General features: G+C 74.6%; 1 protein-coding gene (only partly in view). It reads left to right on the plus strand.

Annotated elements, in window-relative coordinates:
- Positions 1-23,157 carry the 3' portion of a rhomboid family intramembrane serine protease gene (locus tag ABEB12_RS34450; protein WP_185063300.1) on the plus strand. It extends 21,639 nt beyond the left edge of the window, so 23,157 of the gene's 44,796 nt are visible here — the last part of the coding sequence; its start codon lies beyond the left edge, outside the window; its stop codon occupies positions 23,155-23,157.
- Positions 23,158-23,692: the final 535 nt, after the last annotated feature.

A 23,692-nucleotide genomic window follows, 5' to 3' on the forward strand; every position in this document is an offset into this window, starting at 1 on the left:
GTGATCGGCGCCGGTGTGCTGCTCGCCGCGGTGGGCGGGGCGCTGCTCGGGTTCGCCCCGGCGGCCTCGGCGGCACCGGCCGTGCACACCGAGGTCGTGCACGTCGCGCAGGCCAGCAATGCGTCGGTGGACCACTACACGCCTCGGCGGGGCGAAGTGCTCAGCGAGATCGCGCCGAGATTCGGCGTCTCGATCGCAGACTTCGTCGCGGCCAACCCCGGCCTGAACCCGGACAAGATCACCGCCGGCAAACCACTGCGCCTGCCGGCCAACGCACGCCAGATCCGGGTCAACGAAGGCGACCGTCTCATCTCGCTCGCGCGGCAGCTCGGCACCGACGCCGCCAGCATCGCCGCCGCGCAACCCGACCGGTTCCCGACCCGGGAGAGCTGGGACCACATCTGGCCGGACGAGTGGCTCACCCTCCCCGGCCGGGAGCTGGCTCCGGCAGTACAACCCGCACCGGCCCCGCAAGCACCGCCCGCCCAGCCGGACTCGCACACCCAGCCGGGCCAGCCCGAGAACCAGACCCCGGCACCGGCGGATGACGCCGCGCCGCGCGGTTCCCCGACACCGGCCGAGGACTGGACACTGTTCGGCTACGGAGTGGCCGGCGTGCTGGCCGCCGCATGGTTCTTCCTCGGCCGCATGTCCTGGCCGGGCAGCCGGTCCTGGCTGCGCGCCCGCGCCGAGCGCGGCAAGGCGGCGGGCTCCGCCCCCGACCCGAGCCACGGCCATAGCGCCGGCGACGGCCACGGCCACGGCCACGGCCACAGCCACAGCCACAGCCACAGCCACAGCCACAGCCACAGCCACGGCACGGTGGACCCGTCCATCCTGCGCAACAAGACCGCCGTGCGGGTCACCGCGTTCAGCTTCGCCGCGCTGGTGGCCACCGCCGGCCTGGAAGGCCTCGCGGCCTGGTGGATCGGCCTGGACAGCGCGGCGGTGACCGGCGACCTGTGGCACAACCTGGGCGACGCGTTCACCGCGATCACGATGATCGCCGCGCTCAAGTTCAGGTCGATCGCGGCCAAGGGCTGGCCGCTACTGCGCAAGCTGACCGAGCGGATCGGCACCACCGACCGGGCCGTGCGGGCCGCGCAGTGGAGCATCGTGGCCGGGATCGCCACGTCCGGCGGGTACGTCGTCGTCGAGTCGGTACTTGCGTTCCTCGACCCGCACCGCTTAGTCAACCCGTTGGCGGTGGCGGCGATCGCGCTGGGGGCCGGCCTGGCGAACCAGCTGGTCGCCCAGGTGCGGCTGTACTACGCCGACAAGCTGAAGCTCAAGGCACTGCGCGACGAAGCCCTGCACGCCCTCTCCGACGCGTGGGCGTCCTACGGCGCGGCGGGCGCCGCCGGGCTGGCCGCCGGCCTGCTCACGCTGGCCGGCACCACCAGCGGAGTACTGGCCGACCTGCTCACCGGCCTGGCCGGTTACGCCGACCCGGTCATCGGCCTGGCCATCGCGGCGCTGATCCTGCACACCGGCTACGAGGTGGCGCACGACCTGCTCGAAGGCCACACCACCCGGTTGGACCGCACCCACCCGGTCACCCCGGCCACCCCGACGGGCCAGCGCCTGGACTGGGCGCGGCTGCTCCTCGCCGTCTGGTTCGCCACCGACCCCACGGCCAGGCCGGACGGGTACACCGCCGCCCAGCTGCGCGCCGGCCTGGCCGCACAGCTGCCGGCCGACGCGCCGGAATGGTTGCTCGCGCTGGCCACCGACCTCCCCACGCTCGCCGACCGCCAGGTCAGCGACGGCATGTTCCGCATGATCGTGAAGATCCTGGTCCGGTCGGGCCTCGTCACCGCCGAGGAACGGCACCGCGTGCGCTACTACCGGCCCAACGCGGAGATCGCCGAGCTGATGGACCGCGCACCGGCCGCGTTCGTGCTGGACCTGCTGGCCGACCCGGCCGACGTCACCGGCGTCGCGGACCTGGCCGGGCGAAGCCAGCTCGAGCAGCTCTGGGCGCTGCGGGAGGCGCTCACCCACGCCATCCGGCACGCCCGTGGCCCGGCTGTCCGGGCCACCCACCAGGCACTGGTGGACGCCGAGGCCGAGGCCGGCGCGGCCAGGGACGACGCCCGGGCGGCCGCCGCCGAGCTGGACCAGCTGACCGGGCAGGCCATCCGCTGGCTGCTGTTCGAGACCGCCACGCCACGTCGGGCGATCGCGCGCATCGCCAAGGCGCTCGGGCTGCCGGTCGAGGTGGTCGCCTCCTACGCCCGCGACGACGCCTACCCCACCGAGATGCCGAGCCAGGTCCAGGCGCAGCCGAGGGACAACTCGTTCAACCGGCGACTGCCGCTGGTCAGGGCGGCGATCCTGGCCGCCCGTGAGCGCACCGCGCTGGCCGAGGCCACCGTGGAAGCCGCCGAAGCACGCCGTGACCAGGCGGCCGAAGGCGTCCGCCAGGCCATCCGGGACGCCCGCCGCGCCGGCGCCCGCTCCGTCCCCGGCCGCCACCGCGCCCCCTCCTCCTCGATTCAGTCGGTTCAGCAGGGTGGTTCGGTCGGTTCTGGCGGGGCCGGCGGAGCGGCGGGCGTCGAACCGGACCGCCCCGGCCGCCACGCCCAGGGTGGCCACGGCCGGTCCCGCACGGCGTCCGCCGCGCGGACCGGCTGGCGGCGGCTGTTCGACGCGCGCGGCCCGCCGGCCCGGCTGCGCCAGTTGGCGGCGCCGTACCTGACCGCGCTCACCGAGGCCGGCCGCCAGGTCGCCGACCTCACCGAGGCCAACCGACGTGTCCGCACCGCCGCGCGGACCGCGGCCGACGCGCACACCCGGCTGATGCTGCTCGAGGCGCTGGCCCGGTCCACCGCCGAGCTGGACCGGGCGCGCCGGGAGCACGCCGACCTGGTGGACGGCTACCACCAGGCGCTGGCCGCGTCCGACGCACTGGCCGGCGCGGTGGCCGCCGGGCTGTCCAACCGGCGGATCGCCGAGCTCACCGGCCTCACCGCCGAGACCGTCGGCCTGCTCACCGGCCGCCCGGAGACCACCCCGGCGGACCGGATCGAGCGGGGGGCCCGGGCGCGCTGGTCGCCGCTCCAGCCGCGTGCGCCGAACCTCGGCGCCGCCGGCCGAGCGGTCCGTGCCTCGGTCATCGCGTGGTGGTCGGACGCGCTCACCGGGTTGGAGCGGGCCTTCGGCTTCGAGTTCGCCGAGCTGCGCGCCCGGCTGTACGGGCACCTGCCGCTGGAACTCGACCCGGTCTGGTACCTCGCCGCCTGGCGGAACCTGAAGTGGCGGATCTGGCGGGCGCTGGACGGCTGGGCGCCGAAGCTGGTCGTGGAGCACCGGCTCTACACCACAGGCGTGCAGACGCTGATCGCGATGATCCCGGTGGTCGGGCCCTTCCTGGTCGGCGTGCTCGGGTTCACCCAGCTGCTGCACTTCAAGCTGCTCGGCAAGGGCCGCGAGATGTTCAGCAAGATGCTCTACAACCGGGCGTTCACCGGCGGGCTGCCGTGGATGTTCCCGGCGGTCGGACCCGAGTTCCACTGGAGCTGGTTCGGCTACGGCTTCAAGATCTCCGGCGGACACCTCGGCGTGTTCAGCGTGTTCGATGTGGCCAAGCCGAGGTTCAACACGAACACCACCAGGCGCAACCGGGTGATCGGTGCCTTCCCGGTCATCCGGCTGTCCTTCATGATCTTCCTGGGGCCGATCCGGGTGGAGTTCTTCCTGCTCCACTTCGACGTCCCGGGCAAGCAGGTCGCGCAGAAGTTCGCGCCGCCCCGACAAGCCGGCTGGCGGCGGTTCAACCTGGCGCTCCGGCTGTGGAACTGGTTCCGCGTGGTGGACAAGCGGCCGTGGTCGTGGAAGCCGTTCAAGTTCCTGTCCCAGACCCTGCCCGGCGTCGGCATCGGCCCGAGCGACCCGCACCTGCCCAACTTCGCGGAGTACCGCGCCTCGCTGCAGAAGCTGCTGCTGCGCCGCTACGACAAGGTGGTCGGGCAGTTCGACATCGTCAACGACATCGGTCCCGCGTTCGGCCGCCTCCTGGGGCGGCTGGCGCTCGCGCTGTTCCCGGAGCCGGTCGCCCGGCGCGTCGAGGGGCTCTGGGCGCGGTGGCTGGCCAACGTGGCCGAACGCCGCAAGCGCTACGACGCCACACTGAACGTCCGCGGCCTCCGGCAGCTGGACGCCACGATCGCCAAGCAGAAGGAGCTGCTGGACCTCATCGAGGAGGAGCTGCGCGGGCTGGGTCCGGAGGAGAGCGAGCGCAAGGACCGGCTGACCAAGCTGCGGAAGCAGCTGGCCGAGGCGATGGACACCAACTACGCGCGGCGGGCCGCGATCGAGGAAGGCCCCGGCTCACGGCAGCCACCGGTGATCCCGGCGCCGCCGGTGACAATCACCATCGTGCCCGGTCAGCGAGACGAAACCGGAGTGCTCCGGTCCGGCGCGCTGCCGGGCGACAAGACCGGCCGGGTCGGGTTCGACCTCGGCCCGATGGTCGGGCGTACCGATCCCGGCCACCCGTTGCACCGCAACTTCGACTCGATGGCCGGCGCGGTGCGGGCCGGTGACGGGCGGATCTTCGCCGCGGTCGCCGACCAGCAGGGCAGCAACGTCAGCCAGACGACCGGCCGGGACGCGGTGGCCGCCGCGATCGACGCCGCGCTGGCCGCCGACCCGTCCCTGCCGGTCCAGCAGGTCGCCGAGTTGGCCTTCGCCGCGGCCCAGGAAGCCACCGCCGGGTCGGCGGCGATCAGCACGCTGCTGCTCGTGGTGGTCTCCCCCACCGGATCGGACACCAGCGAGGTCGCCCTGGTGTGGCTGGGCGACAGCCGGGGGCACCTGGTGACCGGACACGGCACCGAGCCGCTCACCGTGGACCACACCTGGACGGTGGCGCAGACCGTGGAACGCGACCCGGAGGAGGCGCCGGAGCAGGTCATCACCCGCTGGGTGGGCCGGGGCGCCGTGCACCGCCCGCGCTACACCGTGATCGGGGTCAAGGGTCCGGCGGCCGTGGTGCTGTCCACCGACGGCCTGCACGACCTGTACCAGGAACGGGACGGAATCGGCGCGGTGGTGCGCGCCGCACCGAACCTCAGCTTCGCCGCCGACGGCCTGATCGACAAGGTGGCCGAGCAGGGCAGCGACAACAAGACCGCCGTGGTCATCCAGGTCAACCCGACCCGGCCGATGACCATCGGTCGCAAGGCGCGGCCCAAGAAGACCGGCAAGCACGGCAGCCCGCACCCCAGCCGACACCACCACGGCCACCAGCAGGCCAAGAACACCGGCGGGGACGGCGGCACCGTGGTGATCGGCAAGCCGCTCACATCGGCGCGGCGGCACGAGGTGGCCGAGGCGCTGCGCCGCCAGGCGGACCGGCTCATCCCGCTCGACGAGCTGCCGCCCTGGATGCCGCGCGGCCCGCCGGGCGTGCGCGTCGTGCTCGCTCCGGACGGCGTCCGACTGCCCTACGCCGACCGCCTGGTCGCGTTCGGCTGGCGCGACCCCTCGGTCCCGCTGGCCCGCGACGGCGTCGTGGTGATCACCGAGGCGATGCTCGAGGAACTGGTGGTGCACATCGCCGCCGGCCGGCTGGTGGCCGACTGGTGGTACGACCTGCTGGCACACGAGCGCGACTTCCACCTGCACGGGAACGAACACGAGGGCGCCCGGCACGACGCACACTCCGCCCAGCTGGCCAACGCGCTCCTGCTGGCCAGGACGATCATGCTGTTCCAGCGCGCCGGTGACCACCTGGAGGGCGCCTTCTACCTGCCCGGTGGTGTGCACCGGGGCGGGTTGTACGACCCGGCCTGGATGGCCGGGGCCATCGCGTGGTCCCGGGAGTGGATGCCGGCGGTGCGCCTGGGCGACCCGGTGGTCAACGGGCGGCGGCTGGTGGTCGGTGGCGGCCGGTCGGCGAACGACCGGCCGGTGTCCAGCCGCGACGTCACGCTCAACATCGAGCCGGCGGCGGAGCCGGAGCTGCTCGCCGACGTCGCCGCCACCAGGCTGCCCGCCGAGCGCTACGACGAGATCTTCTTCGACCGGCTCGACCGGAGCGCGTTCACCGGTGCGCGGATCGGCGCGCTGGCCGAGGTGATGGCCGCGCTGCGGGTCGGCGGCACACTCATGATCACCAGCGGGTCCCTCACCCAGCACCTGCCGGAGATCACCCGGCTGCTGACGCTGCTCGGCGCGGGCGACGTCGCGCTGGCGCCTCCGGTGCCGGGAGAACCGCTGACCGTGCTCGCCGTGGTCAAGCCGCGGAAGACCTCGCCGGAGGCCTACCGCGCGGTGCACGCCCTCGCCGCCGTCCGCGCCGAGGCCGCCCTCGCCGCCGACAGTCTCGGCAACGAGTCGAAGGTCGGCCTCGGCCGGGGCCTGCGCGCGGTGGACAGCGAGCAGCGGCGGCTGCTGGAGGCCGTGCTCGCCCACGCCCGTTGGTTGCTCGGCGGGGCGGTGCTACTGGCCATCACGCTGGCGCAGCTCGGCCTGACCACGGCGGCCACCGTTGGCAAACCCGCCGTCGAGCTGCTTTCGACACACACCTCGATCTCCGCACCCGCCCCACAGCAGCTGCCGGCGAATGCGGCGTGGGTGCTGCCCGGGGACGAGCTCGGCGTGCTGGTCAAGGCGTTCGGTGTATCGGAGGCCGACTTCCTGGCCGCCAACCCCGAGATCGCCGACCCGAACAAGATCTACGCCGGGGACACGTTGGTCATCCCGGCGAACTGGGACGGCCGGTACCGGGTGCAATCCGGGGACGTCTATTCGGCGATCACGGCGCGGTTCGGGCTGGGTGAGGACGCGCTGGCATCCGCCAACCCGGGCCGGTTCCCCACCCTGGCCAGCCGCGACCTCCTGGAGATCGGCGAGCGGCTGAACATCCCCGGCCGGGTCTTCGTCCAGCCGGTTCCCGCACCGGTGCCCACCCCGGAGCCCGCACCGACGGCCGCGCCAGAACCGGAGCCGGCGCCCGTGCGGCAGCCGACCGGCGACGGGTTGCCGTGGGGCTGGCCGCTCAGCCTGGCGCACGTCGCGCTCGCGGCCGTGCTCGCCGTGCGGGGGCTCTGGCGGAACCGCGCCGGAGTCGGCCGGGCGCTGGCCGACCGGTGGTACGGCCTGGTCGACGGGCTGCGCGGGGCCAACGCCTGGATCGCGGAGACCGTCTCCGGCGTGGAGAACGCCCTTGGCATCCGGATCCCGTCCACGCGCGCGGTGGCCGGGCAGGTGTGGGACATGGTGGCCATGCCAGCACTCATCCTCTGGTCGATCCTGCGCCGGGGCCCACCGGGCAGCGAGCTCAGCTGGGGCCGGTGGCTGCAAGCCCAGAAGCGGGTGTTCTGGGTGGCGGCGGTGTCCGTGGGCACCGGGGCGGTCACCGCGATCGGCGTGCTCGGCGGCGTGCGACTGCTCGCGCTGTCCGCGACGGCCGGGGCGTTGGCGATGTTCATCCGCGGCCTGGTCGGATCGTTCCGCAACACCCGCTGGGCGTCGGACCTGTCGGGCGGTGTGATCGCCGGCCTGTTCGCGGTGGTCGCGCTGACCCGGATGGTGTCGGTGAACACCAACATGGCCGCCGTCGCCACCAGCGCCGCGCTGGTGACCGTGCTGGCGGCGGTGCTGACCGCCGTGGCCCACGCGACCACGGCGATCCGCTACGAGATCCCCAGCGTCAGCACCGAGTGGGTCAAGACCGACCGGATGCGGCCGCACCACTGGGCATGGTGGTTGACCGGGCTCACCGGGTTCGCCACCACGGTGGTCGGGGTCGGCTTCGCCATCGTCGACTTCGCGCTGAACGGCGCGAACGCCGGCCCGGTCAACGTGATCATCTCGTTGGCTACGCTGGCGTCGATGGGCCTGGGCGTGGCCTACCAGCAGCACCACATGTTCCGCGAGGACGTGCTGCGGCGCGAACCGGACCAGCGGCACGAGCGCGTCGGGCTGCTGCTGCACGACCTGGCCCTGGCCATCTACGGCATCAACAGCCTGGCCACCAACTCCCCCGCGCTGTTCGGGGTGGCGCTGCTGATGCTGGCGGTCACCGGCATGGCCTGGTCGATCCGGCCTCGAGATCCACCGAAGGCCAACTACGACGCCGGGGTGTTCGGGTTCACCGCCCTGGTCAACCTGGCCGGCTTCGCCGTCGGCATGTGGGTGTGGGACGCCCGCGGCGGTTACGACTGGACCAGTGCCGCCATCGTGGCGACCGAAGCGGCGGTGCTCGGGTCGGGCTGGGCCGTCCACCGCTGGTTCCGTCCCCGGGCCGAGGCGGTCGGGCACTGGCTGCGGGCCGGATCGCGGAAGGTCGGCGGGCTCGCGGACCAGTTGGGCTGGTGGCTTTACAACGCGGCCGGGAAGCTGCTCAGCCGGTTCACCCGGGGCGGCGGGGCGGTCGCGGACGGCGTGCCCAGCGGCACGGCGCGGTCCCGGATGGAGCCGCGCATGCCGCGCCTGGTGGCCGGTGCGCGACGGCTCACCGACGCCGAGTTCGCGCACCTGGGCCGGCCGGTGCGGGTTCCGGGTGAGCCGGGCCTGGACCTGGTCGAGCTGGTGCGGATCACCGACGAGGCGCCGCTGGACCGCCGGCTGATCGGCTTCGGCTGGCGGGACGGCGACGGCGCACCGGTGATCCTGGTCCCGGCGCACATCGCGGCCAGGGTCGACGCGCTGGTCCGGCACGATCCGGCGTTCCTCGGATGGTGGGAAGAGTTCCTCCGGCACGAGTGGTACTTCCACCTCGCCGACACCGAACACTCCAGCCCGCGCCACGACCAGCACAGCGACTCCCTGGTGCAACGCCTGCGCGCGGCGGAGCGGGCCATGCTGATTGCCGAACTGACCCAGCTATCGCCGGGACCAGGGTCGATCCTGCCCATCGCGTTCGACCCGCTCGGCCGGCCGGTCCGGTTCGCGCCCGCCGTGCTGGCCGGGCTGGCCGAGCTGGTCGCGCGGCTGGACGAGCAGGGCAGGATCCGGCCGGGAGCGCCACTGGAGAAGGCCAGCCCGGACGGCCGGTGGGCCACCCGGGGCGTGGACTACCGGATGTTCGACGGCGATGCCGAACTGGCCGCGCTGCTGGCCGCGCACGGCCTCGACCAGGTCACCGTCGTGTACCTGCTGGCACCCGCCAACCGGGTGTTGGTCAGCCTGCGCACCAGCGGTGACCTGCTCGACCGGGGCAGCACCGAGCCGGCGCGCCGGGTACTGGAGCGGGTGGTGGACCGGTGGTTGGCCGAACCGGACACCGATCTGGCGCACTGGTGGTCGGGCCAGGACCCCGCCGAGGCCTTCCTCAACCTGCGGGTGGGACAGCTGGAGGCGGCGGAGACCCTGCTCTATGCCTGGGAGTACACCATCGAGGGCCTGGTCGAGAACGGCCCGGCAGCCGACCCGGGCGCCACCGCGAACGCCGTGGCCAACCTGGACCGGGCCGAGCGGATGCTGGCCGGGATCGGGGTCTCCGACGCGGTGCGCGCCCGCCACACCGACGCGATGAACCTCCTCGACGAGCTGCGCGCCCAGCTGCGGCCGGTCACCGAGGCGCTGCGCCGCTACGACGGGCTGACCGCCTGGCAGCGGGACCTGGTGGTACGCCCGGGCGAAGAAGTCGTGCTCTACCACCAGACGATCTTCGATCTGTTCACCGCCGCCGACCCGGCCGGCCGGGCCCGGGAGCTGCGCGAACTGCTCGACCGGGAACCCGGGTCGAGCGTCGACGAGCTGTCCCGGGTCCTGGCGCAGCTCGGCGACCTGCCGCAAACCCCGCTGGTCCGCGAGCTGGCCGACACCGCCGCGCGGCTGCGCGCGGAGTACCGGCGGATGCACCAGGCCCTGGCCGGTCCCGGTGATCACCATGGCGGGCCGGTGGCGGCCGGTATGACCGGCGCCGAGGTGCGGCAGGCGTTGCCGGTCCGCGAAGTGACCCGGTTGCGGGCCGGGGCGCGCAACCTGAGCGGCGAGGAGTTCCCCCACCTGGTGCGCGGTCCACCGGGGATGCCCGCGCCGACCGATCTGGTGCGGATCACCGACGAGGAACCGCTGGACGGGAAGCTGATCGGCCTCCCCGACGCACAGGTGTTCCTGGTTCCGGCGCACGTAGCCGCGGTGCTCAACCAGCTGATCGCGCTGGACCCGGCGTACCGGGACGTTTGGTACCAGCTCCTGCGCCTGGCCGGCGCCGGGCACACCGACGCGGAACACGACGCGGCGGCGGCCCGGGTGGCCGGCGCAATGCTGCCCGCACGGATCCTCGCGCTGTTCCAGCGGGGCCGCTGGGGCGCGTCGCCGGTGGCGGACGTGCTCGCGCTGGATCGGGCGCTGGCCCGGCTCGGCGTGGACCGGGAGAGCGTGCTGGCCGCCGTCGCCGCCACCCCGTTCCTGGCCACCCGCGACGGGGACGGCGTCACCGAGCTGCTCGCGGTGAACCCGGCCGCCACCTACGCCGGCTTCGTCCTGACCCTGCCCGACGGCGAGCCGAGGCTCACCCTGGACGGCCCGCACGGTGAGCTGCTGCTGGACGGCCGCCAGGTCGGCCGCTTCATCGGCACCATGCTGGGCCGGTTCGACACATTCCTGGAGTCGTCGGCGGCGTTGTGGCTGCTCGAGGGCGACAACGTCTACCGGGTGCTGGCCGACGCCTGGCGGACCGGTGGCATCCCGACCCGCGGCAACGGCCGGTCCGCCCAGCTACTGCGCATCGACCTCGGTGCCCCGGTGGCGCGGATGCCGTGGGCCGGTGGCCTCGAGACCGGCTTCGTGGACGTCGTCACCTCGTGGCTGGACACCGGTGAGGAGCTCCTGGTCGGGTTCTACCCGGTGCGCGGGACCGAGACGCTCGGCCCGATCGCCACCGGTTACCCGGCCGGCGCGGCGGTGCGCATCCAGGCCGAGGACGGCGGCGCCACCCTGGGCAGCGGCGTGATCATTCGCGCGGCCGCTCCCGGCCGCCCGGCGCTAGCGCTGACCGCGCTACACGTGCTGGAGAACGCCGAGTGGTGGACCGCCGGCGGGTACCGGGTGCTGGACTACGAGGTCATCACGCCGGCCGAGCTCGAGCGGCTGGCCCCCGCCGAGTGGGCCGCCTGGAAGCGGGACCAACGCGGCTTGATCGAGCCCGCGCACATCGACCTGGCCGTGCTCGCGCTGGACATCCCGGTCGCGGCCGGGGTGCCGGCGGCCCCGGTTCGTCAGGCCAGTGTCCGGCCGGACCAGAAGCTCACCATCCGCGGCTACCCGCAGACCCACCGGCTGGCCACCCAGGGCGTGGTGACCAGCACCGACGCCGCCCACTACTACCTGATCGCCCCGTTCGGCGGGAAGATCTCCGGTGGGCCGGCGTTCGACGCGGCCGGACGGCTGGCCGGCATCGCCGTGCACCTCGACCAGCACAGCCACCAGCTGCACCTGTTCCAACCCGGCCTGATCAAGGCCGTGGCCGGTCTCGCCGCGCGCCGGCTGGACGCCAGGGTCATCGTCACCCGACCCGAACCCCAACCGACGCCGCGCACGCCCGAGCCAGAACCCGCGGCACCGGCCACCGCGCCGAACACCGCGCCGGGCGAGGAGCCCGCGCCGCCTGCCACCGGCCGGGCGCGCCGGGTGTTGCGCGCGGTCGCCAAGGCGCTGGGGCTCGGCTCGGCCGGCACGGTGCTGGTCGGCGGCATGCTGCTGTCGCCGCTGGGCGGCGCCCCGCCGGCCCGTGCCGAGGGGGTAATGCCGGTCGCCGCGCAGCCGAGCGGCCCGTGGGCGACCCTGACCGACGCGCCGCTGACCATGCCGGGTCTGGTGATCACCGCGCTCGGGGCGCTGGTCGGGGGGCTCGCCCTGGCGCACGTGCTCATCCGGGTGCGCGGCCCGCCCGCCGGGCCGATCCGGGCCGCGACCAAGCTGCTGGCCAAGGTTCTCCTCAAGTCGAACGTGGCGTACCCGTTCCGGCTGTTCGAGCTGGACCGAGGGGCGCGTTACCTGCCCGGTGGCGGCCTGCTGCTGGGGCGCGCCCACCTGTCCGGCACCCCCCTGGCGCTCCGGTTGCCGCGAGAGGCGCTCGCCGCGCTGAAGGCGACCATCCGGGCCGCCGAGCGGGACGCGGGCACCGGCCTGAGCCGTCGGACCCGCCATGCGTTGGCCATCCAGATGATCACGCTGGTCGCCGAGGTGGACCACATCACCGCCGAACACGGCCCCGGGGTCGGCGGGGCGATCGCGGCGAACGCCTACCGGAGGCTGCTGCGCACGGTGCCCGACCCGCTGCGCCCCCGGCTGGCCGTGGTACTCACCATGCTGACCACGCCGATCGTCTCGGCCGACGCGCTGGTCCGCGACCTGCCGCCGTACCGGCCGACCGGGCGGACCGGCTGGGGCCTGGTCAAGGCCGGGTACCACTGGGTCACCGCCTCACCGGTCCGGCTGATCCTGGTGCTCGGCGCGATCGCCGCCATGGCGGCGATACTGCTGGCCGGCCCGTCGAGCGGCGCGATGGCGGCCCTGCCGAGCGGGCCGGAGCGCGAGTACCGGGCGTTGATCGCCGATGCGCCGCAATTCCCCAACCTGCTGCCGGGAAAGCTGGCCGGCGAGCTCGACGACATGCGCCGGGCCGGCGGGCTGCCGGCCCGGTTGGGCACCGCCGAGGCCGTCGAGATGATGGCCCGCTCCCGGGAGATCCTGGGCGTGGTGCTGCCGGACGGTTCGGTGTGGATCGCACCGCAGTGGCAGGTCGTCCCGGCCACCGGGGAACGGGTGAAGGGCTCGCACGCCGCCACCGCCGGCGCAGCCGGCGCGCAGGGTCGGGCGCCCAGTTTGGCGCCCGACGGGAACACCGCGGGCGGCCAGCCGGTCATCGCTGCCTTCGAGGCCGATGTGCAGGTGCGCGAAGGCCGGCCGGCGCTGACCCGACTCGAACCGCGCAGCGGCCACTACCTCGACGGCGAATCACCCGAGACCAGCGCGCGGGTGCAGGTGATCAACCTCGCCGCGCTCCGGCGGTTTGGCCTGGAACTGAGCACCGCGCCGATGAACGAGATCGCCGAGCAGTTGCGCCGGCGCGGCTTCCGGGTGCGGGTGCCGACCGAAGGCGATACGGATCGGCTGAGCTGGGTCAACGACGTACCGGCCACGCTGGTGGAACTCGACGCTCCGGTCGCCGACCTGCCCACTGCCGCCGCCGACCTCGTCGCCGCGACCGCCGAGCTGGGCCGGGTCGCGGTGTGGGTGCGCACCGAGGGCGTCACCCGGGCCGAGCTGGCGGGCGCGCTCGAGCACGTGCTCGAACGCGTGGTGGCGCCCGAGCCGCGCAACTACGACTGGCTCTACCTGTTCACCGACCGGCACGACGTCGAGTGGGACCGGTTCTCCCCGCCGGCCGGCCGCGGCCCGCTGGCGACGCTGCCGCTGGCGCTCGGCCTCCCGGTCGGTGATCACGCATTGGCGGTCGGCGCCGCGCTGCTGGCCGGCCACGCGTTGTGGGCGCACCGGGCGGCGATCGCCTCGGCGGTCCGTGCGCTGGTCGGGCGGTCGCCGCCGGGCGCCATCACCCCCGACTGGGCCGCTGCCCACGAGGTCGACCCGCGCCGGGTCCTGGAGCGGCGCGGCCCGCTGGCCGGCGCACGGCCGTGGGTGGCGTTCGCGGTGCTCGGCGCCGCGCTGGCGCTGACCGGCGAACCGAACACCGCGCTGGCGATGGCGGCCGCCCCGGTGAGTGGCGCGCTGCTCGACCGGGTCGCGTCCGTCGCCAGCCGGCTCCTGGACGCCGCACAGGCGGGGATGCGGTTGCCGGGCACCGCGCACTACACCGACCTGGAGGTTGCGTCCGGGGCCATGCGGGACGCGGCCAAGCGGCTCATCGCGATCGCCACCGACTTCAAGGAGCTGGGCGCGCCGGGCGACCCCGGCCAGGACCGGTGGCCCGGTGACCTGCCCGAACCGCAACAGGTCCATCCGACGCTGTGGCACAGCTGGCCCGAACGCCCATCCGACACCGCCGCGGGCCGGCGGGCGACGGCCGAACGAGACCGCCTGGACCGGCAGGGCGCGCCGGCCGAGGCGCGTACCCGCCTGGCCGAGATCGCCGACCTGCTGGACGGCGCCGCCACCCAGCTCCTGGCCGTCGCCGAGGACATCCGCGCCGTCCAGGGCGACTCGAGGCTGCTGGCCACGATCCGCAAGGAGATCGTCGACGAGATCGTCGCGGAGCTGCTGGACCAGGCGGACATCCTGGTCAACAACTACCGGGCGTTCGTGTGGCGCGAGCAGCCGGCACCGGTCACCGAGGAGCTGCTGGTCTACCAACTCGCGCACCGCAACCGCCGGTGGGCGTCGCTGGCCGAACTGGCCCGCGCGCTAGCCACCGACGAGCCCACCATCCGGAACGCCGCGCACGGTTCCGCCCGGCTCGCGGTGACCGACGGGGGCCTGGTGGTGCTGGTCGGCGACGGCGTCTTCCACGGGGTGGACGAAGCTCGATCCGGCCTGGCCCTGGTCCGCCCCGGCTACGCCGCGCTCTACCCCCTGGACCGGGCCGTCAACATCATCGGGGCGGACCCGGCGGCCGGCGTCACCGTGTACGGGGGCAACGTCCGGCCGGTCCACGCGGCGCAGTTCAGCAAGGCGGGCGTGGCGTACATCGGGCCGCTGGCCGCGAATGCCCACGTGGCCGTCGACGGCCGGCGGGTCGCCGCGTTCACCGCGGTCCGGCCGGGTCAGAAGATCACCCTCGGCGCCGTGGAACTGCGCCTGAACGAGCCCGCGCACGGCCCGCTGGGCCGGGAAATCAGCCCGCGCGAGGAGGCCGCGATCGTGCGCGCCCTGCCGGCGCTGCTGGACCACGGCGAGATGGTCGCCGCCGACGAGCTGCCGTATCCCGCGCGCGGGCCGATGCACCTGCTGGTCAGCCCCGAGCGGTTCCGCGCCGCGATCGCCCGGGACCCGGAGGCCGAGCTGATCGAGCGGGAACGGACCGCGCGCGGGCTGGCCCCGCTCGACCAGCGGCTGGTCGCGTTCAGCTGGCGGGACGCGGCGTTCCCGGCCGCCGCCGAGGGCCTGATCATGATGCTGACCAGCCGGCGGGACCGGATCGCCGGCCACATCGGCGCCGGCCGGGCGCCGCCGGACCTCGGCCAGCGGATCATCGACTACGAGCGACGGTTCCGCCTGGACGACCCGTACCGCCGGCGCCCCGGCCAACGGGAGGCGGCCGGGGCACTGCTGCGCGAGCTGGACCAGGCCGATCAGCGCGCTCCGCCGGCCCCGGTGGTCGTCGCGGCGGACCGGCACGGACACACGACCGAGCTGACCGCGGCGCAGTTGAACGAGGTCGTCCGGCTGCTGTACCAGCTGCTCGACGGCGGCGCGGTGGTGCAGGAAGACCCGGATGTGGACACCTCGCCCATGCTGGCCGAGGGCTTCAACGAGCTGCTGCACCAGCGGCTGCGCGGCGCCGGGTTGGCCCCGGTGGCATTGCTCTACCTACGGTTCCCCCGCTCCGCGCAGGTGATCTTCGACCGCGAGCTGTTCTACCGGCGGATCCAGGCGTTGCCGGAGCGGACACCCGAACGGCTGGCCAGGCTGGCCGGTCAGGCCGTGGCCGACGTGGCCACGGCGCGCAGGCACCGGCAGGCGCTGGCCGAACTCGCGCTCGAGGTGACCAGCGCGGACCGCCGGCTGGAGCACGGCGATGGGATCGGGATCGCCCTGACCCAGCTGGACGAGGCCCTGGCCGACCTGGCGGCCGTCGAGCGGTGGCTGGACCACGCCGGCGGCTGGTGGCCGCGTTCCGACGACCCGCTCCTCGAGCAGCTGGTCACCGGGCGGTACGAGGTGACCGCGCTGTTGGAGGCCGCGCGGCGGGCGCCCACCGTGCTGGCCCACCTGACCCGACGCATCCGCGCCGAGCTGGGCGACGCCGGCCGGACAATGACGGCGGAGGAGCTGGCCACCCGGCTCCGCGCCCCCGCCGAGCTGATCTCGCACGCCGCCGCGCACCCCGGCCTGCGAGTGGCGGACGGCGAGATCGGCGTCGACCCGGACTGGACTCCACCGGCCGAGGCGAATGCCCCGCCCACGCTGCCGCGCGGATCGGTGCACCCGGTCGCCGGTGAAGGCGTCGGATGGGTGGTCTATCCCGGGTTGTCGATCACCTCGGGTGGCGGGCTCCGCGACGCGCTGGACCCGGACGCCGACGGTGCGCACACCTGGCTGGTGCCCCGGCTGCACGACCTCGGCCGGCTGTTGGGCCTGGACATCGAGCCACCCGGCCTGGGGCTGCTGCCCGCCGACCAGGATTCGCTCCCGCTGCCGGTGACCACCGGGGCCGTGGCCATCGGGCAGCGGCTGTGGGCGGCCGGCGTGGCGCCCGGCGGAGACACCGCCGGCGAAGTCGACGGCCAAGGGCGGGCGCCCAGTTCGGCGCCCGGCGGAAACACCGCCGGCGAGGCCCGGTTGACCGGCGGCACGGTCGTCGCCAGCGGACTCGCCACCGTGCGTGTCCAGCTGGACGGCGCCGCCGCGCTGGGCAGCCCGTTGGTCGACGCCGCCGGTGACGCCGTCGGCATGATCATCCACCTCGACCCGACGAACGGGGTGGCCACCGCGGTCGCCGCGCCGCTGCTGGCCGCCGTGGCCGAGCAGGGCTGGCGGATCGCCCACGACGAGCGCTGGCCCACCTCGACGCCGGTCGGCCAGGTGCTGCGGCTGCTAGCCCGCGCCCCCCGCGAGATCGACGACCAGCTCGTCCACCGCCGGTACCGGAACGCCCTGGACGCGCTGGCCGAGGCGGAACGGCTGGTCACCGAGATCGAGCGGCGGCTGGCCGGCACGGTCGGAGCGGAGCTCGACCGGGCGCGCCGGGAGCTCGAGCAGCTCCGCCGGCGCATCGGCGGCGGGCTGGCCGAGACGCCGTTGACCGCCGGCCACGTTGCCGCCGCGCACCGGGCGGCCGGATCGCGGGAGCCGACCGACGCGGAGCGTTCGGTGCTTCCGGCCGACGTCACGGTGCTGCCCGGGGCGGGCGACCTGGTGGCGTTCACCTGGACCGACGGCCCGACCCGGCGGGTGCTGGTCTCGGAACGGGTACTGCGGGAGACCGTCGAGATGGCGGAGCTGGCCGGCGATCCGGCCAGGGTCCGGGCGTTCTGGGCCGGGGTGCTCGACCACCACCCGTTCGGGCCGCACGCCGAGGCCGAGCGGGTCGGCCTGTTGGTCGAGCTCGGTGAGCTGCGCGCGGAGCAGGTCGGCCGGTTTGTCCGGCTGGTCGACGGGCTGACCGCCGAGGTGCTGCGGGATTCGGCACCCCGTACGGCGAGCACCGCGCTGCCGCCCGGCTTCGCGGGCGCCGAGGAGCTGCTGGACCGCTGGTTGGCGCAGGACCGGGCCTTGTTCGAGCGGCAGCCGGTCGCCGAGCTGACGGAATGGGCGGCCCGGGCACTGCGCGCGCGGTTGTGGGACCAGCTGGATCTGCGGTCCGCCCTGGCCGACCCGGCGGAGCCGCTGACCGGGCTGCTAGGCGCCCGTTACCTGGACGCGGAAGCCTGGCTCGCGGCGGTGCGGGACGCGCTGGCCGGGCACGGGTTGCAGGCCCGGCGCGCCCAGGCCGCCGAGCTGGCCGAGCGGCTGGCCCGAGCGCGTGAGCTGCGGGTGGCGCACTCGCTGCCCGACCGGTCGGCGGTGCTGGACCAGCTGCTCCCGCTCACCGAGGCACGCCTGGCCCGGCTCACCGCCCTGCTCGACGTCCTCGAGCTGGACGTCGAGCGTGTCCTGGTCAAGCAGGAACTGATCCAGGGCTTCCACGCGGTCAGCCGGATCAGGCAGACCGGCGACACGTCGCTGGAGACGCTGGAGAGCTGGGCGGAGCGGGTCGACACCGCCGAGCCGCGGCTGGCTTCACTGTTTCCGGCGCCGGAGGTCGAGCACCTGGCCGGCACGGTCGGCGACCTGCGGGCCGCGCTGGCCGAGCTGCACGCGCACCACGACCGGCTCGCCACCCCGGTCGACCGGATCACCGCGCTGCTGAACCGCTCGGCCGGCGCCGCGCCGCTCGACCGGTTGGCCTGGCTGCTCCGCCTGGACACCGGCACGCGCGACGCGCTGGCCGCCAACCGGGTGCCCGGACTGCGGGTCACCGTGGAGCACGGCCGGCGGGTCGTCCGGCTGGACGGACGTCCTTCGTACGGCGCACCGGCCGGCCTGCTGCTCGGGCTCGCGCAGTCCACCCCCCAGCTCACCATGGCCGCGCTGGGCGGCCTGGCGCTGCTGTCCTTCCGACCCACCGAGAGGTCCACGATCCGCCGGGCCGTCCTGACGCTGCTCGGGATCTCGCTGGCCAGCACCACGGCGCTGCACGTCGCCGGGATCGGCCACCTGGTCCCGACCGTCACGGTGAGTGAATACGTGGCCACGCCCGGCGGCCTGTTCCTGGCGGTCGCCATGCTGGCGATGGCCGGGGCCAGCGAGCTGGTCGCCCGGCTGGTCGAGCGCGGTCCCCGGGTTTTGCTGCGCCTCGCGGCGGTGGCGCTGGCGGTGGCATCGGTCTTCCCCACCACCCCGCTGGACGCCCCGCTGACCCTCGCCGCCTGGGTACACATGACGGCGGCGATGCACATGTTCATCGCCCTGCCGTGGGCGGCGCTGTGGTTGGCCAGGGCGCGGTCCCAGGACCGGGCGTTGCGCTTCACCGGGTGGTCCGCGGTCGGCGCCACCGCCGCGACGCTGTTGAGCGGCGCCGCCCTGGTGTTCGCCGGGGCGGAGCCGCCCTGGTTCCTCTCCGCCGGGCTGTTCGAGCGGCTGGCGCTGGGCGCGGACGTGCTCTTCCTGGCCCTCGCCGCCCGCGCGGGCCCGCCGGTGGACGGTCACGCCGGGGCGCTGGCCTGGGACGGCATGACCGACCCCGAGGTCCGCCACTTCGCCGCCGCGCTGCGCGAACTCACCCTCAACGCCGTCGCCAAGGGAGTGCAACCAGCGCCATTCCTGGCCCGAGGCCCACCGGTGCTGCTGCTCGACCCCGCGCTCGCCCGGCCCATCCTGGCCCGCCACGGGCTGGCGGACCTGCCCGAACGCCTGGTCGCGTTCGCCTGGCGGCACCCCCAACTCGGCGACGTCATCGTCATGTTCGCCCCGATGGCCGAGCGGCTCGCCCAGCTGCACGCCAGGGTCGAGCTCGACGGCTGGTGGGCAGAGGTCGTCGCGCACGAACTGGGCCACCTCAACGGCCACTGGCACACCGCCTGCCACGACGCGCACCGCGCCGACGCCCAGCGGCTGCTCGACGCGCTGCTGGCACTGACCGCGCCCGAACCGATCGCCGCGCTGCCCGCCGGGGGTGGCTGGTTCGCGGCCGCCCTGGACCCGGCAACCGGCCAGCCCCGCGCGCTCACCGGGCCGCACGCCGAGCGGGTCCGGGTGGTGCTGGGCCTGATGGACAAGCTCGACCGGATCTCCCCGGCGCCCGCCGCCGACCTGGCCATCGCCAGCCCGACCGGGCTGTGGCCGGCCGACCGGATGTCGCTGTACCTGGCCCGAGGGCTGAGCAAGCTGCTCGCCGCCGGGTTCGAAGCCGGCCGGCTGGACCCGCTGGTCGTCGTCTACCTGGCGCATCCCGGATCCCGGACGGTGCTCGTCGACCGGGGCCTGCTGCGCGGCCCGATCCGCGCGCTGCCCGAGGAGGCCCGGCGCTACCTGGAGCGCCACGAGGCGGAACACGTCGCGCTCGGCGACGAGCACATCGAGGAACAGCTCTGGGCACGGCGACCGCCGTCCCCACAGGTCGCCGGGCAACTCGCCGACCTGGCCATCACCACCTTCGAGGATCTGGAGGACGCCGTGCGTGTCGTGGACCGGTCGCTGGAGAACGCGATGGAACGGATCGGAGAGGCGGAGCGCTGGTCGCGGGCCGGCAACGTCGAGCTCGCGCTGTCCGCGCTGGCCGGGGTCGAGGAGAACCTCGGCCGGGCCGAGCGGATGGCCGGCTGGCCGATGGACGGCGACCAGTCGTTCCACGACCGGCTGGACACCACCCGCCGCGAGCTGACCGCGCTGGTCGCCGAGCTGCGCATCCCCGGGGTGTTGCACCGGCTGGGCGGCAAGCTGTGGACCACGCTGCACCCGGCCGGCGAGGAGCTGCCGTTCGAGGCCGCCGCCCGGCTGATCGGCGCACCGGCGGCGCTGGTGGCCGAAGCCGCCGAGGCGCACCCGGGCCTGCTGGTGCGCCTCGGTGCGGTGCGCCCGTTGCCCGGCTGGCACGCGCCTCCGCTGCCCACCGGCCTCTCCGGTGCGGTGCCCGGATTGGTGCTGCCCGAGGAGTTGCTCTCGCCCCGCGGCCCGCTCACCGCGGCCGCCGAGCACTGGCTGGTGGCCGAGCACCAGGACCTCACCCGGGCAGAGCGCTCGGCGCTGCTGCACCTGCTGGTCGGCCGCGCCTGGACGGCTTCGACCGGCCCGGCCCGGGTGACCGACCAGGTGGAGATCCACCAGGTGCACCTCGACCCGCCGGCCGGTGTGCTGCTGCTCCGGCCGGACGGATCCCGCACCAGCCGGCTGGAGCTGGTGGTCCGGCGGGCGGCCGGTGACGGCCGGCGGCTGGTGAACGTGTACCCCGCCGTGGACGGTGTCGCGCTGCCCCTCGCGCCGGCCGGGTCGGTGGTGACCATCGAGACCGAGCACTCGGCGTTCACCGGTTGGGCGACCCGCGCCAACCAGGTGGTGGTTCCGTTCGGCCCGCTGCTGGCCCACCTCGGCGAGCCGAACGACCTGAAGCGGGCCATGCGCCGCGTTTCGGTGAACGGCGCGGTGGCCGCCCTCCTCTTCATCCCGGGCAGCGCGGTCTACCGAGACGCCACCCCGGAGGCCCGGCTGGCCGGCGAGCTGGTGGGCATGCTGTTCGGCGCCGGCCGGCGGGAGCTGCCGCTGGCCGTGCTACACGTGCCCGCGCTGAACGCCGCACCGCTGCGCACCTCCCCGGTGCCGGCGGCGGCCGGTGACCGGGTGGCGGTGGTGACCAGGGGCAAGGGTCGCCGCACGATCATGATGGCCGCCCCGGTGCTGTCCGCGGACGGCGCGGCGCTGACCCTGGCCGCGCCACTGCGCCCCTCGGACATCGGCGCCCCGGTACTGGACGGCGAGGGCCGGGTGGTCGGCGTGATCGCCCACACCAGCACGGAGAACGGGCTGGCCGTGGCCCTGCCCGCCGGCCTGGTCGACCCGGTCGCCCGGGACGCCGACACCCGCGAGTGGTCCAGCCCGGACCGGCTGCTCGGCGACGTCCGGGTGCGGGTGGACAGCGCGCTCCGGCTGTTCGGCCGAGGACATGCCGGCGTGGCCCGCCGGGCGCTGGCCAAGGCGGAGATCCTGCTCGACGAGGTGGCGGTCGAGCAGGACCGCCGGGGCGAGGACGGCTCGACGCTGCTCGAGGGTGCTCGGCGGTGGTGGACCGCGCTGAACCGGGTCGGCGGCCGACCGCTGCGCGGCGCCGAGATGGCCCGGGCCGTCCGGTTGGCCCGCGCGCTGAACGCCGGTGGCTCCCGGCTGGCCTCGGTGGACGTGGCCGCGCTCGGCCGGCCCGGGTCCTGGCGGGTGCACCTGCACCACGACTACGACCCGGTCCGTTTCCGGGACGCCTACCGCGCGGCCACCGAGCCACTGCCGACGCCGGCGAACCTCCCCGTGGCCTGGGCTCGCGCCTACCGGGCGGTCGACGACCTCACCCAGCAACTGCCGGCGGACGACGCCGCCCCGCTGGTCGAGCTGCTGCGCTACTGGGTCTGGCCCGGCGCCCCGCCGCCCGGCCTGATCGCGCTGCTCGAAGCCGAGCTGCCGGCCGTCGTCGCCGATCTGACCGTGCCGGCCTACGAGGCCGCCCGGCACCACCTCCGCCAGATCCCCGACGACGGCCCCACCGGCCCCACCCACCCGAACCCGCCCACCACCCCCACCGACCCGCCCACCCGGGTACACCCGAGCACCGGCCGAGGCCCGGATCGGCTGGCGGCGGCTCCCCTGGCGCTGGTCGGTCTCGCGCCGGACGGGCTGCCGCCGCAGGTGATCGCGGCCGTCGCGGTCGTCGCCGGGATCGTCGGCGCTTACCTTGTCCGGAGCCACGTCCGCGGCCGTACCCCGGACCGGGACCTGGCCACCGAGCTGCGCGCGTTGTTGCTCTGGCGGGACACGGCGGTGCGCCAGCGGCGGGTCGAGCGGGCGGAGTTCGACGCGATCGTCGGCGCCCCGGGCGCTCACGTCGAGGAGCTGGCGAGGCTGCGGGCGGAACGGGACCGTGCACTCCGGTCACTGTTCGAGCGCGACGGCGTGTTCGGTTCCGGCACCGGGTGGCAGCTGGCGGTGGCGGAGGCGTTCGTCGACCACTGGATCGCCAGCAACCGGGCCGACACGCTGCGCCAGGAACGGATAGACCGCCTGGTCGAGGTGGCGGAGTCGGTCATCGCGGTCATCGAGCGGTCCGATGCGATCGACCTGGGTCTGGATCTGGACGAGCGCCTCGCCGCGCTGCACGACTCGCTCACCGAGTACGTCGAGCTGCTCCAGGAGCATCCGGTGCCCGTCGAGGAGTGGCGGAACGCCGTCCAGGACCTCGACGCCGCCATCGCCGAGGTGCGCGCGCATCGCCCGATCCCACCGGCGCTCCGCACCGAACTGGACCGGTTCACCGCCGCGCGTCAGCACGATGACCCGCTCGATGCCGAATACCCGGAGCCGCGCCGCGCCCGGTACCGGCTGGAACTCGCGCTGACCGACTTCGCGGCGGCCTATTTCCCCTGGTGGGACAACACCCCCGTGCGCCTGCACCGCGTGCCGGAGGTGTCGGCGGCACGCGAACGCCTGGCCGACCTGACGGCGCTGCTGGCGCCGGGCACGGACGTCGCGGCCCGGCTGTCCCAGGTCGAGGACGCACTGCGGATGGCCACCGCCGCCTACACCGAGGTGTTCCGGGCGGACCCGGAGTGGCTCGCCGAGGCGTCCCTGCGCATGCTGCGGTTGCGCCGGCAACGAGACACCTATGCCGAGGCGCACCTCGCCGCGTCGGCGGAAGCGGGACAGCCCGCCGAAGCGGTCCTGCTCGACCTCATCCGGTCGACCGAACGCGAGCTGGCCCGAGTCTCCCGATACCGCCTCTGGCGATGGCTGGCCAAGCGCCTCGGCCGCGGCCCACCCCCTCCGAACTCCTCCTGACCGCCCCGGCCCACCGACACGGCCTGACCGTCGCCCAACTCCTGTCGCTCAATCCACACATCACCGACCCGGACCTGATCCAGGCCGGCGACGAACCGCGCATCACCGCCTTTCCCCGCGCGCCAGCACATTTCTGAACCACTATTTCGAATATCGGCTCTTTCCGAGTGGCCACGCGACCGGCCACAGCGGCCACCGGTAGCTGAATGGCCACGGCGCCGAGCGGCCGCCGCGGCGAATGGCCACCCACCCGGATGGCCACAGCTACGGCCGACCACGAGCCGGACAAGCGGCCAGAGCCGGACCACAGCGACCGGGTTCCCCGGTCAGATCGCCACGGTGACGGCCACGTGCGCAGCGCGGCCGGTAGCGCACACGCCTACCAAGGCGACGAGTCGTCCGGCCGACGCGCCCTCCTCCGTTTCATGATCATCAGGGCATCACGGCCGCTTCGAGACACCGAAACCTGCCACCAGGTCCTGATGATCATGGACGTTCGGCCGACTCGAAGCTCACGGAAACGAATGGGAAACAC

The sequence above is a fragment of the Actinospineispora eucalypti genome (assembly GCF_039543365.1).
Taxonomy (GTDB): domain Bacteria; phylum Actinomycetota; class Actinomycetes; order Mycobacteriales; family Pseudonocardiaceae; genus Pseudonocardia; species Pseudonocardia eucalypti.